11 protein-coding genes are annotated in these 13434 nt (G+C 64.8%); 4 read left to right on the top strand and 7 right to left on the bottom strand.

Annotated elements, in window-relative coordinates; genetic code table 11:
• Window positions 1-21: 21 nt before the first annotated feature.
• Window positions 22-513, top strand: a complete 492-nt coding sequence (locus FIV42_RS10295; RefSeq protein WP_141197594.1) for a tetratricopeptide repeat protein — start codon at window positions 22-24, stop codon at window positions 511-513.
• Here FIV42_RS10295 and FIV42_RS10300 read toward each other — a convergent pair.
• From FIV42_RS10300 to FIV42_RS10315, 4 genes are all read right to left on the bottom strand, one after another.
• Window positions 476-2368, bottom strand: a complete 1893-nt coding sequence (locus tag FIV42_RS10300; protein ID WP_141197595.1) for a dynamin family protein — start codon at window positions 2366-2368, stop codon at window positions 476-478. The two genes, FIV42_RS10295 and FIV42_RS10300, sit on opposite strands and share 38 nt — an antisense overlap.
• 46 nt (window positions 2369-2414) lie before the next feature.
• A complete protein-coding gene (locus FIV42_RS10305) occupies window positions 2415-3293 on the bottom strand; it encodes a M48 family metallopeptidase (protein ID WP_141197596.1) in 879 nt (292 codons plus the stop codon).
• Between the two features lie 147 nt (window positions 3294-3440).
• Window positions 3441-5234: an FHA domain-containing protein gene (locus tag FIV42_RS10310; RefSeq protein WP_168210537.1), complete on the bottom strand. Its 1794-nt coding sequence runs from the start codon at window positions 5232-5234 to the stop codon at window positions 3441-3443.
• A 167-nt stretch (window positions 5235-5401) separates the two neighbouring features.
• Window positions 5402-6169, bottom strand: coding sequence for a hypothetical protein (locus tag FIV42_RS10315; protein ID WP_141197598.1), 768 nt, complete (start codon window positions 6167-6169; stop codon window positions 5402-5404).
• A 204-nt stretch (window positions 6170-6373) separates the two neighbouring features.
• On the opposite strand from FIV42_RS10315, the gene FIV42_RS10320 reads away from it, so the two are divergent.
• The 3 genes from FIV42_RS10320 to FIV42_RS30095 all read left to right on the top strand — a co-directional run bounded on the left by FIV42_RS10320 (window position 6374) and on the right by FIV42_RS30095 (window position 9020).
• A complete protein-coding gene (locus FIV42_RS10320) occupies window positions 6374-7318 on the top strand; it encodes a dimethylarginine dimethylaminohydrolase family protein (RefSeq protein ID WP_141197599.1) in 945 nt (314 codons plus the stop codon).
• A 513-nt stretch (window positions 7319-7831) separates the two neighbouring features.
• Window positions 7832-8566 (top strand): hypothetical protein, encoded by a 735-nt coding sequence (locus FIV42_RS10325; RefSeq protein ID WP_141197600.1) that lies wholly within the window; start codon window positions 7832-7834, stop codon window positions 8564-8566.
• A gap of 313 nt (window positions 8567-8879) precedes the next feature.
• Window positions 8880-9020, top strand: a complete 141-nt coding sequence (locus tag FIV42_RS30095; RefSeq protein WP_168210538.1) for a hypothetical protein — start codon at window positions 8880-8882, stop codon at window positions 9018-9020.
• A 585-nt stretch (window positions 9021-9605) separates the two neighbouring features.
• On the opposite strand, the gene FIV42_RS10330 is transcribed toward FIV42_RS30095, so the two are convergent.
• The 3 genes from FIV42_RS10330 to FIV42_RS10340 all read right to left on the bottom strand — a co-directional run bounded on the left by FIV42_RS10330 (window position 9606) and on the right by FIV42_RS10340 (window position 13293).
• Window positions 9606-10769, bottom strand: coding sequence for a hypothetical protein (locus tag FIV42_RS10330; RefSeq protein WP_141197601.1), 1164 nt, complete (start codon window positions 10767-10769; stop codon window positions 9606-9608).
• A 227-nt stretch (window positions 10770-10996) separates the two neighbouring features.
• Window positions 10997-12595 (bottom strand): sensor histidine kinase, encoded by a 1599-nt coding sequence (locus FIV42_RS10335; protein ID WP_141197602.1) that lies wholly within the window; start codon window positions 12593-12595, stop codon window positions 10997-10999.
• Window positions 12592-13293, bottom strand: a complete 702-nt coding sequence (locus FIV42_RS10340; protein ID WP_141197603.1) for a response regulator transcription factor — start codon at window positions 13291-13293, stop codon at window positions 12592-12594. Before FIV42_RS10340 ends, FIV42_RS10335 begins: the two co-directional genes overlap by 4 nt.
• Window positions 13294-13434 lie beyond the last annotated feature (141 nt).

Below are 13434 nucleotides of genomic sequence, written 5' to 3' on the forward strand. Positions count from 1 at the left end.
CCTGAACCACGGACACTCAAAATGACGGACCCACAACAAACTGACCTCGCACACGCCGACACCGTCGACGCGCTCGAAATGACGCCCGATATCATCGTCGACCAGCTCGCCGCCTCCGCCGAGGAGTATTACAAGCGCGGCAAGCTGAGCCACGCGCGCGACTACCTCGATCAGCTCGTGATGATGCGCCCCAAGGAGTCTCAGTATTGGACGTTGCTCGGCGTCATTCACCGTCGCCAGAAGCGGCGCGCCGCTGCGCTTCACTGCTTCAAAAAGGCCGCCGAGCTCACGCCCAAAGACCGCAACAATCTGGTCAACCTGGGCGAGACGCTCATCGAGGTGGGCAAGGTGCCCGCAGGTGTCGAGCTTATGCGTGCCGTCTTCGAGGAGGGCTACGACCCCGGCAAGGAGCCTGAAGAGCAAGACGAGTTTACGATCCGTGCCGGGGCCACCCTGGAGTTTGTGCAGAAGGGAATCAGGAGTTTCGTAGCTTCTCACGAGTCGAGCGAATGATCTTGCCGACGCGGCGCGTCGCTTGGAGCCGCTCGTCGACTTCGGCGGCGAGCTCCTTGCGGTCGCGCTTCGTCTCCATCTCGCGCTGGACCTGACCCAGGACCTCCTGAATCTGGCTGTAGAGGCGGTCGCCGGCGTGCTCGACGAACGCTTCGAGGCGCTCGCCGTAGTTGTAGATGACGCTCAACAGCTCTTCTTCGATGCGCGATCCGAGCTCGTCGATGACGCGGATGCCCTCTTCGCGAGCGCGCTCTTTGACCTTCTCGTCGACCTTGCCCTTGAAGAACATGGCCAGGACCGGCGCGGTCAAGGTGAGCAAGCCGCCCACGAGCGCGGCGCCCAGGAAGAACGCCGACAGCCCGATGGTGCCCAGCGCGAAGACGCTGACGTCGTAAGCGATGGTGTCGACGTCGAGGTCGAGCTTGTCCTTGAGGCCGAGCTCGTCGCGTAGCACGCCGACCGTCTCGCGCATCGACTCGTTGGTGATCTGGATGACCTCTTCGGCGAGCTCCTCGAGGCTGTTGGCGATCTTCTCGCCCTCGTCCTCGAGCCAGTCCTTGAAGGAGTCTTGAATCCAAGCCGACAGGTACAGCTTGACGTCACGCGCCTCGGCGCGCTCGATCTGCTGGGGCAGCGTGGTCTTGAACTCCTCGACGAACGAGCGAAGGTTGTGGCGCGCGGTCGCCGCGATCCCGCCGATGCTCTCGTCGATGTGGTCGATATTCTGGGCGATGAGCTGGCGCGACTGCTCGAGCTTGTTCTCGACGCGCTCGATGCGCTGCTCGAGGTCCTCTTTTTCGAGCAGGTAGCCCTGCTTTTTGATGGCCAGGTTCTGCTCGAGAAGCCCGGCAATGCGAAGGCCTTCGCCCAGCGCGCTGTCGACGAGGATATACGCCTTATTCTCGCGCAAAAAGCCGAGCAGGTACTCGCGAAACTGGTTGAACTCGGCGGGCGGCTCTTTGCCCTCTTTTTGGGCACGCAGCGCCTCACGCCCCGAGAACGCGAACAACTCGACCGGTCCGATCAAGTCGGCGAGGCGCTCGCGAGCGTAGGTCTCGACCTCTTGGACGTCCTCGTCGCTGAGCGCGTCGGTCTTGCCGAGCACGAAGATGATCCGGTCGCGGTTGGCCTTGAGCAGCCGGTCTTTGATGAACGTGATCTCGCTCTTTTTGAGCACCTGGGTGGCGTCGAGCACGTACAGAATGACGTCGGCCTTGGGCACGTACCCGTAGGTAATCTCGACCTTCTGGCGCGAGATATCGTTGACGCCGGGGGTGTCGACGAGCACCAGCGAGTCCTCGAGCAGCTCGTTGGGATACTGGATCTCGACGTACTCGGGCTCGGTGCCCTCCTCTTCCTCGTGGCGAATCGCCGCGCCCATCTCCTCGTAGGGCACGCCCTTGCGCTCGCCGCCGCGCGGCGCCTGGATCTCGGCCTTGGGCTCGTCGCCGTGGACGAGGTGGGTGATGACCGCGGTGGTCGGCGTGATGCCGGTGGGCAAGATCTCCTCGCCCAACAGCGCGTTGACCACCGTCGACTTGCCGTGGTTGAACTCGCCCAACACCACCACCGACATGCGCCCCTGCTGGAGCGCCGGAATCCGATCCTCACGCACCTCGGCGGAGAGCGACTTCAGCCCACTCTCCTCGGAGATCTCGGCGAGCTCGACGAGCAGGTCTTCGACGTGGCCCTTCTTGACCGGCAGCACCGTGCCGGCGGCGGGTTCTTGGGCGACCGTCGGCTCTTCGGAAGCTTCGGATTCTTCGGTGGCTTCCGGCTCCTCGGTGGCTTCTGGCTCTTCGGGAGTTTCCAGTTCTTCTTCGGGCGTTTCGTTTTGGCTTTTGTCGTCGGTCATGTTCGTTTCGTTCGTTTTGTTGAAGTTATTTCGACGTGGCTCAGCCTCACATCACCTTCACAAGCTTCTCGATCTCCCGATCCACCTCGTCCAACGGCTTCCCACCACGCTCGCCGATCAGATTGCGATAATACTCACTCTGAGCGAAGAGCTTGAGCGCCTGGATGCGCTTGGGAAGGTACGGGTGCGACTGGAAATACTCTTTGAACCGGCCGACCCCGTCCTGCACGTCGTCGAGCTGGTTGAGGTATTCGTCGACGTCGAGCTCCTCGAAGAGCTTCTTGCTGCCCAGCGCCAGGCGCAGCATGGCGTTGACGGCGGCCTCTTCGCTCTCGGCGCACAGCATACCGGCGCGGTCGCAGGTGATCTCGCCGCGGCGGCTCCACGCGTTGAGCGCCATGGTCGCCGGGACCACCGCCCACTTGACCAGGTTGATGACCCCGGATTTGAGGAACTCGGCCGCCGTGCGATAGACCACGTGGTTGTTCTGGATGTGGCCGCACTCGTGGCCGATGACGAACTTGAGCTCGGCGTCCTGAAACCGGTCGATGAGCGACGAGGTGATGATGATGAACGACTCCTCGTCGGTGCCGTAGGTCCCCGCGTTCAGGTGCGGGTTTTGCTGCACGTAGACCGTGGGCGGGGGGATATCGAGGGTCTCGGCGCACTCGAGCACCGTCTCATACAGCGACGGGAACTGACGGCGACTGATGCGCACGCCACGCCCTAAAAGCTCGTTCTTCTCGAACGACTTCCAGAAGCGCACCGCCGACTCGGCAACCAGGCGCACCGGCTTGGCGCGGTCGAGCTGGCGCAGCACGCGGATATCGCCCGAGAAGGCGTACTCGCCAAAGCCGGTCTTCTCCTCGCGGTTGCTGCCGGGGCTCTTCTTCTGGTCGACGTATTTTAGAAAGTCAAAATCCATATGGTCTCCGGTGCCTCTGCGTGGCCGGCGCGTCTGCGCGACCGGTCCTCCCAGAGATCAACATCACCCAACGCTCAATCTATTCAATGCTTGACGCGTAACGCCTGGAGACAAGCCGCAGCGAGTCGTCATGCGGCTCAGCTCGGGCTACTCGAGCAGCTCGAGGGCCTCTTGAAGGGTCTTCTTCGGGTCGGTCTCTCGAATCGCCGACTGCAGGCGAATGCGGTCGACGGTCGACAGGGGTTCTAGGTCGGTGCGGTCGATGGCGTCGGCCAGCCGCTCGAGCGCGCCGAGGCGCTGGCGAAGCGCGGCAATCTCGTCGGGCGTGACGCCGCTGGGGGCCTCGTCGTCCTGGGCGCTCTCTTCGGCCTCGGCGCGCAGCTCGTCGCGCTCGGCTTCCAGCTCCGCGATACGCTCGGTCGCCTCGACCAGCTCGGCCTCCAGGCGCTCGACCTCCTCGCTGTCGTCCTCGTTGGAGCGACGACGCTCGAGCTGCAGGCGCTGCTTGAGCCCCTGGACCTCGGCCTTCAGGTCGCCGGCGAGCCTCTCGGCCTCTTCGAGCGCCTGCGTCTTGTCGGCCAGCTCCTCGCGCATCGGCTCCGCGTCGGCGAGCTGGCGTTGCAGCTCGTCGCGGGTGTCGAACAGCTCGGCGAGCTTCTGCTCGTTCTCCTGGGCGGTCTGACGCAGCTGCTCGTTGGCCTCGCGCTGCTCGTCGAGCTCGGTGCGCAGGTCGGCGTTTCGCCGCTCGTACTCATTGAGCAGGCGGTTGCTCTTCTCGAGCTCGCCGCGCACCTGCTCGAGCTGGGCGCGCATGCGCTCGGCTTCGTCGCCCGAGCCGGAGGTATTCGCCAACTCGTCTTCGAGGGTGCGCACGTCGTGCTCGAGCGCCTCGACGCGCTCGTTCTTGACGGCCACCTCACGCTCGAGCTCGCTCTGCCGGTCGGTCGCCTGCCCCAGCCGACGACGCACCCCGGACAGCTCGTCCTCAGTTCGCTGCAGCTCCGAGCGAAGCTGCTGGACCTGGTGGCGCTCCTGGTCGAGCTCGGCGCTCAGGCTCTCGAGCTGGGCGGCCTCCTGGCTGCCGCTTTCGAGCTGCTGGCGAAGCTGCTGGTTCTCCTGGCGAAGCTGCTCGGCGTCGGAGCGCGCCGCGTCGAGCTCGCCCTGGAGCTGCTCGGCGCTGGCGCCCTGCGCCTGCATCTGCTCGAGCTGCTGCGAGGCCGCCTGCAGCTCGGCCTGCAGCTCCTCGATCTCGAACGCCTGGCGAGACGCCAGATCTTCGATCGACTGCTTCTCGCGCTTGAGCCGCTCGACCTCCTCGCCGTAGCCGCCGTGCTGCTCGTAAGGCTCTTGCTCGTAAGGCTCTTGGTCGTAGGCGTCTTGCTCGAAAGGAGAATGGCCGCCGCTGGGGCCCACCTCGTCGATCTCGACGAAGTCGTCCTCGCCCAACTCCTCGACCTCTTCGTAGTCGTAGCCGGCCGCCGAGTGCTGCTCGAGCCCGGCGCCTGCGTGCGCCGCGTGTGCCTCAGAGGACTCGGCGCCAAAGGCGAACGCATCGGCCGCCTCGGTCGGCCCGGAGACGTATTGCTGCTCGCCGGAGGGATGTTGGTTGTTGACGGTCACCTCACGGTCGACCGGGTCGTCGAGCAGGAAGTGCACGATGAAGTCGCCGCACCAGATCTCGTCCTGATCTTCGAGGCGCTCGTGGGTGATCTCGAAGCGCTGCTCGTTCTCGATGAGCCAGGTGCCGTTGGAGCTGTTGAGGTCGATGACCTCGAAGGTGCCGTTGTTGTAGCGGAACTCGGCGTGGTGGCGAGACACCGACTTGCGGTTGGAGCGAATCGTGCAGTCGGTCGCTCGCCCGATGGAGACGACCGGCTGGTCGGGGCCCAGATAGGCCGATTGCTCCCGGTTGGACGAATCGGTGTAGACAATTCTGGCCACAGATACCGCTCCTGAGACGAGTGCAGCTAAATTCCGACGACGGTTCGTATGGCGTATAGTAGTACCGGCCCGCCCCAAAGGTCAATTTGCAGAAGAGATCGGGGTTTTGGGGTCTCGGGGTGTCGGGGTTTCGGGCGCGGATGGCGCGGATGGCGCGGATGGCGCGGTCACTTGCGCACGAAATCGCGAATCCAGCGGAACAGCCACCACACGTTGAGCAGGATGAACAGGCCGATGAGGCCCGACAGCACCAGGTACCACCAGTGGTCGGAGGGTTTGACCTGGGTCTCGACCAGATAGGCGTCCACACACTCGTCGCCGGTCGCCTCGGCGGCGCGGCGCTCCTTTTCGGGCAGCTGCATGCCGCAGAAGTTGGTGTTGTAGCGCTGGTAGTAGTAGGAGCGAAGCCCCTGGTACTGGCCGGGGATCTTGCTCAGGTGCAGCGCGCGTCCCGCGCCCTCGAAGTAGGTGCGGTCGATCTCGCCCTTCTCGTTCTGGAACTCGAGCTCGAGCTCGGTCTTGTCCTCGATGTCGCGCGGCACCTCGATATAGACGTGGTCGCCGACGAGCTTGAAGAACTTGTAGCGCTTCGACTGCGCGCGCTTCGACGGCACGCCCTCGATGGAGACGTAGCGGTTGTGCGGGATCTCCGGCTCCCAGTTGGGATCTTGGGCCCGCTTGGCCGGAAAATCGGTCACGCTGCCGATCTCGACGGGCTCCGACGAGCTGAAGAAGTAGGCCAGCTGGGTCTGCCAGTCCGAGATGACCGAGACGCCGAACCAGATCACCACGATGAACAGGATCGGGCGAAGCAGCGAGCCCTGGCGCCGCGACGACGCCAGATCGAGCAACTCCTCGTCGAGCTCCTCGTCGTCGAACTCCGCGGAGTCGTACTGCTCGTCGTGCTCTTTCGTGTTGTGGGACTCCTCGACCATACCGTGTACTCTCGAGACATGATTGAGCGCTAACTTCTTATGCGAAGGCGCCAAGTTTATCAATTGCCTGCTGCTGTCGGCACGTTGAACATGTGAAGGGTGTCGAGTTATTCACAAGTGATTCGAATGTCGTCGACCTTGCTGGTGCGTCACGCCCGCTAACCCTCACCCAATCAGACAACACCCCAACCCAAAAGTTTCATCATGCCCACCACCGAAACGCCAGCCTTCCTCATGAGCCCGCCACGCCTCGACTGGGGCCTGCGCGGCAAAGCAAACTTCCGCTCGCGCCAGGCCTCGAGCACCGACGCCCGGCGAGCCCGCGCCGAATGGGCCTCGCTGGCCGACGCCATCGTCGCCGCCGGCGGCGAGGTCGTCGTTTGCCCGCCAACCCCCGCCGAAAACCTCACGGGCATGATCTACACCGCCGAGGCCGGAGAATTCTACCGCACATCGGCCGACGAGCCAGCTTTTGTGCTCCCCAACATGGCCGCCGCACACCGCCGCGCCGAGGCCCCCTGGATCGCGCGCTTCGTCGAGCGCCTGGGCTTTCGGACCACCCACGTCGACGCGACCTGGGAAGCCCAGGGCGACTGCATCCGCGCGGCCTCCGGCGACCGGATCGTGCACACCTACGGCGTCGGCCCCGACGCACGCACCGAAAGGAGCGCCTACGCCGAAGTCGCCGACTTGCTCGGCCCCCACCACGTCCAGATTCGCTTCGACGCCGACCCCTGGTTTCACGGCAACACCTTCTTGAACGTCTACCGCGCCCCCGACTCCGACGACCACCTCATGGTCGTCTGCCCCGACGCCTTGCCCGACGAAGAGTACGCCAAGCTGCGCGCCTTCGTCCCCGACGCCCGCCTCCACGAGATCTCCCGCGACGAAAGCCTCGGCTACGACACGAACGCCCTGCAGGTGAACCACACGGTGATTTCGCCCACCACGATGTCCGAAGCAACCGAAGCCGCGCTCGCCGACATCGGCCTGCAGGTCGAGCGCCTCGACCTGGGCGAATTGTTCGTCAAAGGAGGCGGCGCCCCGGTCTGCCTGACCAACCGGCTGTGGGGCCTGCGCGACGACGAGGTGCCAGACACCGTGTTGTGGTCGGCGAACCCATACATCGAGGCCCACGAAGTGGGTTGACGGTGGGGTGTCAGGCACCGTGTTATGCGGCCGTGATCGTCGTCGTGATCGTGATCGTGATCGGCCGTTTGTCTCGCCGCGAACCACAACCGCGATTAGCTCCATCAGCCAATCGGCGTATCAGCTCCATCCGCGTATCACAGCCATCCGCTCCATCCGCTCAATCACAGCCCCGTGCCCCGCCGTTTGTTTGGCTATGAGCTCACGAACAGCACCACACCGCGCCGGGCGAGCGTGCGCGCCAACAAGCCGCGGGATGCAGCGTCGGTCGCCTCGCCCGGAAGGGGCGGGTCATGGCTCACCATCCAACACAAATGGCGTCACCGACGAGGTGCCAGACACCGTGTTGTTGTCGACGAACCCGTCCATCGAGGCCCACGCGGTGGGCCAAGGCCCCCTCTTGCCACCCGCCCCCATCCCCGCTAAAAAGGACACACGCTTTTTGAACAACTCGGAAACGACGGCCCAAACGAGGATTTGGGGGGCCGTAACAGACTCTGCAAGGAGACACTGATGGCTGCACGACCGCACGTGAACACCCCTGTCGACCACATCATCATGGTGCTCAGCGCCCTGGGCATGCTGTGCAAACGCCACAAGACCGCGTTTTCGCGCGTGCGCGGCGACGACTTCGACGGCGAGGCGCTGGCGCGCGAGCTCAAGGAGCGCCTCGAGGAGAAGGAGGCGACCTACCAGACCGAGCGTCGCGAGGATGTCGAGTGGACCAACAACAAGGACGAGGTCGTCGGGCGCACCGCCGAGATGGCCGTGGCGACGAAGGCGAGCGTGGAGCTCGGCTACCACGGTGACGGCGACCTCGACGATAGGATGGCGGACTTCAAGACCCCGACGCCTTCGAAGATTCGGACCTTGCCGACTGCGAACAATGCGCTGCGCACGATGCGCGCCGGCCTGAAGCACCACGCGAGCCACCTCCAGAAGCATGTGGCCAATTACGACGAGATTCTGGCCGAAGTCGAGACTCTGCTCCAGCGCGTCGATGAGCTCGGAAACGCCGACGCCGAGGAGCAGGCCGAGACGCGCACGGCCGCTCACGAGCGCGACCAGGCCAAAGAGGACGCACTCGACTTCATCGACAGGCTCGACCTGACGGCGCGCGTGGCCAGCCCGTGGGTCGGCGGCATCCTCGCCGAGCTCGACGCCATCTTCGCCGAGCACGTCCCGCAGCCCAACACCGACGAGCCCACGCCGACGCCGCAGCCCCAGCCCGAACCCACCGAGGTCTAAGACCTGCCTGCAGATTCTCGAGAAAGCCTCCGCAAGCCCAACGATGCTTGCGGAGGTTTTTTGATGCCCGCGGCGCGCTCGAGATGCACGCGGCGCGCTCGAGATGCCCGCGGCGTGCTCGAGATGCCCGCGGCGTGCTCGAGATGCCCGCGGCGCGCTCGAGAAGCACGCGGCGCGCTCGAGAAGCACGCGGCGCGCTCGAGAAGCACGCGGCGCGCTCGAGAAGCACGCGGCGGGGCTAACACAGGGCCTGTCTCGTTTTTACCAAGGGATGTCTCGATTTTTGGAGGGGGTGCAAACGCTCGAGAGGGGGGTGTCTCGATTTTTGGAGGGGCTGAAAACGCTCGAGGAGCATGCGGAGCGCTCGAGAACAATTCGGCTCCGCGACGACGAGGTGCCAGACACCGTGTTGTGGTCGACGAACCCGTCCATCGAGGCCCACGAAGTGAGTTGACGGTGCGGTGTCAGGCACCGTGTTGTGCACCCGTGATCGTCGTCGTGATCGTGATCGTGATCGGCCGTTTGTCTCGCCGCGAACAACAACCGCCGATCACGACGACGATCACGATCACGATCACGGAGCCGTCGACGCGGTGTCAGGCGCCGTGTTGTCGCGTGTCTGAGGCAAGGCACACGCCTTGCCCGAACACGTGCGGGGCCCGAGACGGACCCCGGCGGCCGGGGACGACCGCGCCCCGACCCTGTCGTTGCGCACAACCTGCCCGGGGCGCGCGGCGTCCTCGCCCGCCCTGGGGCGTCCCCGCCCCAGCTTGCGTGTCTTCCTGCAAGGCACACGCCTTGCTCGAACACGTGCGGGGCCCGAGACGGACCCCGGCGGCCGGGGACGACCGCGCCCCAACCGTCAACGCGGCGCATCAACTACGATGTGCGCGATGGTGAGACGGTCATGGCCACGGTCGCGGAGGCGTCGAGGTGCCAGACACCGTGTTGTTGTCGACGAACCCGTCCATCGAGGCCCACGAGGTGGGTTGACGGTGGGAGACTCCGAATCAGCGACCGCACCCCATCGAACTCAAGCTCACTCGCGTTTTGCCTGCACAAAGATTGTATTGGAGACCTCGATCTTGCGATCAAAGGAGTTGTGCATGTCCCGGAAGGGCTGGGCGAACTTCACGAAGCGAATCGGGTGGATTTGCTCATCCCGGAGTTCGATTTCGATAGGGAAACGCACCACGAACGGATCGTCGGAGTTTACCGTGTCTTGTGGCGCTTCAGGCGGCGCGAACACGCCGCTAGCACCCTGCAGCGGGGTGGTCCCGTCGAAGGCGACGATGACGCTGCGCTCCTCCTCCAAGAATGACGAGCGGATGGAATGGCCGAGAAGGCGGGCGGGACTCGGCACCGAGAAAACCTGGCCGAGCTCTGCCTGTTGCATGGGGTCGCGCAACGAGGCGAGGTCGTAAACGTCGGCTTCAGGTAGAAGCAGCGTGGTCATGGGGCCGTGGCTAGCGAGCAGTCGCGTGTTTCGGTGAGCCGACACTTCCTGGGTGTCTGGCAGCTCCGGGGCGTCGTGCTCGGGGAAATCGAGGCCCCCGTAGTACAACGTCACCGAGTGGTGAATCGTAAATCCTCCATGTCGGACGATGGGATCGCCGGGGTCCGACGGAAAGCGATTGAGCAGCACAATGCGCAGATCGTAGGCTCCCACTGCACTGAAAACGTTCGGTGGGATGTAAATGCTCACTCCCTTTGTATGGTGATCTGGCACTTCGAGAGGGGCGCTGTCGACCAGCACCTCATCGGACTGTTGCCACTCCTCCGCCGACGGAAAGCCACTCTCCTCTTCCACCTGCCGCATCTTGAACTGGATCGGCTCGAAGTTCGCCAACACCACCAGGTCATACTGGTGGTGGTCGTAGCCCCACATTTTGTAGGTCAGATCGAGAATGAAAGGCTCGCCCGGCTCCAGCCAGAACTGCTGGTGGTTCTCGTCAGGCGCCATATGCTCGCGCCCTTCGCGCAGGCTGACGTGGCCGACCGAAAAGGTGTCCGTTTCGTAAGAGTCCGTTTCACCGAATAGCTGACGATCATCGAACGCGCGATCCGGCTTCTCGAAGGTCGAGGGCCCTTCTTGGTGCTCTGTTTCGGTCTGGCGGGAGTCGTGGTTCTGCTCACTGCAGTTTGTCCCGGCAAGGGCGACAAACAGACCCACCATCAGCAGGGATTTCGTAGAGCGGAGCATGGTGCAATGCCTTCTTGTTGGACGAGGAGTTGTAAAGCCGCTCAAGTATTTGGATACCGCGCAAATAGAGGCGTTCGACATCCTGCGTCGACGAGGTGTCAGGCACCGTGTTGTGGCAGCGTTTGCAGCGAACCTCAGATGAATCTTTAGCGTCTCCGCGTACCGCGGCTCACTCCTTCAGGGCGATCGGCGCCTCAGCGCCTCAGCGCCTCCGAGCCATCCGCGCCTCAGCGCCCCCGTCCCCGCGGCAACCGCAGCAAAAACCGCGCGCCCTGCTCGCTCGGCAGCAACTCGATGTCGCCGCCGTGGGCGCGCAGCAAGGAGCGCACGATCGACAGGCCCAGGCCGGTGCCGCCCTCGGAGCGCTTGGTGGTGAAGAAGGCGTCGAAGATTTTGTCGGCGTTGCCCTCCGAGATGCCCGGGCCGTCGTCTTGGACGATGAGGTCGACGAAGTTGTCGGCGGCGTCGACAGCGATGTGGATCGTCTGGGCGCCGTGCTGGCGGGAGTTCTCGAGCAGGTTCGACACGACCGAGTCGAAGGTCTCGGCGGCGATGGCCACGCGCTCGACGCCCGCGGGGTTGTCGACGGTGACCGCCAGGTCGTCGAAGCGGCTGGCGACCTCGGCCAGGGTCGGGCCCAGCGCGACCGAGTCGGCGCCCGGCTGCAAGACGTCGGCGCGGGCCAGGTCGAGCAGGCGGGTGACCAGGCGCTCCATGCGCTCGGCGTCGGCGGCGAGCATGCCCAAGAACTTCTGGCGTTGCTCCTCGCTCATCGTGTCGAGGTGGTCTTCGAGGAGCTCGACGGTGCCCTGGATGGAGCTGATGGGGGTCTTGAACTCGTGGGAGACGTTGCGGGCGAACGTGCGGATATAGTCGGCGCGCTCGTTCAGCGCGGCGGCCATGTCGGCAAAGGCGCGCGACAGCTCGTCGATCTCGTGGGTGCCCGGGTGGTCGATGGGCTCGGTGGCGTCCTCCTCTTCGCGCGCGATGCGCCGGGTCTGCTCCATGAGGCGCTTGATGGGCCGGCCGATAAAGATCGCGGTCAACAGCGAGATGACCACCGCCGCCAACAAGATCGCGCCGACGAAGGTGCCGAAGATCACCCGGTTGTTGTAGATCGCCTTGAGCAGGCTGATGGGCGTGCGCACCAGCACCACCGCCCCGAGCACCCGCCCCTCGTGCACGATCGGCATCGCCACGAACACCCGCACGCTGGTGCGCCGCTGGATGCCCTCGAGCGACCAGGTCGTCGGCGCCGAGGTGCGCCGCCGGAGCAGCTGGACGAACTCGCCGTCGAGCGCGCGCCGGACCTCTTCGCGGTTGGCGATCGACCGGCCCAGCGGGCTCTGGGTCGTGGCCACGACCGTGCCCCGATAGTCGACCACGTGCATGCCCGACAAGGTGATGCGCTGCGCCTCGGTGAGCGTGGGCACGAGCGCCTCGCCGACCTGCGCGGCGCACGGCTCGGCGGCCAGCTTCGGCTCGACCGCCGGGGGCACCGCCGGATAGATCCGGTCGCTGGCCGCGTCGAGCTCGGCCGGGATCGGCATGAACTTGTCGTCGATATTGACCGGGTATTTGACCTCGACGGGCACCCCGTAGGGCCCCGCCTCGGCCGGCCGGTCGCACTCGTAGTCGAGGGCGTACAACAGCCGGTCGCGGTACATCGCCTGGATGAGCGCGCCCTGGCTGATCAGCTCCGACTCGGTGCGCCGAATCAGCTCGGTCTCGTAGATACGCAGCACCCCGATGCCGCCCAGCGGGATGAGCAACACGATGAGGTTGACGATGAGGAAGATCGTGCGAAGGCGAGGTTTCGGGTTCACTTACAACTTCCCAACTTGTACCCCATCCCGTGCACCGTCTCGATGGGGTTGTCGCCGACTTCTTCGAACTTGCGGCGCACCCGGCGCACGTGGCTGTCGATGGTGCGGTCGCTGACGATGGTGCCGTGGTCGTAGGCGCCGTCCATCAACTCGTTTCGCGAGTAGACCTTGCCCGGGTAGCCCATCAGGGTGCGCACCATGCCGAACTCGGTCTTGGTCAGCTCGACCTCGCTGTCGCCCCAAAACGCCTTGAAGCGGTCCATGTCGAGGCGAAGCATGCCGTACTCCATGACGTTGTCGTCGTCGCCGTCGGCCTTGGGCGCCGGGGCGTCGCTCGTGCGGCGAAGCACCGCCTTGACCCGCGCGACGAGCTCGCGGGGGCTGAACGGCTTGGTGATATAGTCGTCGCCGCCGAGCTCCAGGCCCAGCACCCGGTCGATCTCGTCGTCGCGGGACGACAAGAAGACGATCGGGATCTCGGTGTCGGCGCGAAGCTTTCGGCACACGTCCGTGCCGTCCATCTCGGGCATCATCACGTCCAAGACGACCAGGTCGGGGTCGTGGCCGTCGACCTTCTCGAGGGCGGCCAGGCCGTTCTCCGCCTCGACGGTCGCGTAGCCCGCCTGCTCGAGCGCAAAGCGCACCACCTCGCGGATATGCGGGTCGTCATCGGCGATCAAAATCTGTTTCTTTGCCATTGTTTATCGAGCTCCCGCGCCAATTCGCTAACAAACTTCGTTCACTGCGCTCCATCTTGATCGGTCGGGTGTGGCCACGTCAACTGAACGAGTGAATCGGGCAGGCATCGCCGGTGTGGACAGTTGCCCCCATCCGACGCC

Source organism: Persicimonas caeni (genome assembly GCF_006517175.1).
GTDB classification, from domain to species: Bacteria; Myxococcota_A; Bradymonadia; order Bradymonadales; family Bradymonadaceae; genus Persicimonas; species Persicimonas caeni.

Bases quoted from the DNA above. Each gene is read 5' to 3' on its own strand.
- FIV42_RS10295 (WP_141197594.1), top strand. From the start codon at position 22: ATGACGGACCCACAACAAACTGACCTCGCACACGCCGACACCGTCGAC.
- FIV42_RS10300 (WP_141197595.1), bottom strand. From the start codon at position 2,368: ATGACCGACGACAAAAGCCAAAACGAAACGCCCGAAGAAGAACTGGAA.
- FIV42_RS10305 (WP_141197596.1), bottom strand. From the start codon at position 3,293: ATGGATTTTGACTTTCTAAAATACGTCGACCAGAAGAAGAGCCCCGGC.
- FIV42_RS10315 (WP_141197598.1), bottom strand. From the start codon at position 6,169: ATGGTCGAGGAGTCCCACAACACGAAAGAGCACGACGAGCAGTACGAC.
- FIV42_RS10320 (WP_141197599.1), top strand. From the start codon at position 6,374: ATGCCCACCACCGAAACGCCAGCCTTCCTCATGAGCCCGCCACGCCTC.
- FIV42_RS10325 (WP_141197600.1), top strand. From the start codon at position 7,832: ATGGCTGCACGACCGCACGTGAACACCCCTGTCGACCACATCATCATG.
- FIV42_RS10330 (WP_141197601.1), bottom strand. From the start codon at position 10,769: ATGCTCCGCTCTACGAAATCCCTGCTGATGGTGGGTCTGTTTGTCGCC.
- FIV42_RS10340 (WP_141197603.1), bottom strand. From the start codon at position 13,293: ATGGCAAAGAAACAGATTTTGATCGCCGATGACGACCCGCATATCCGC.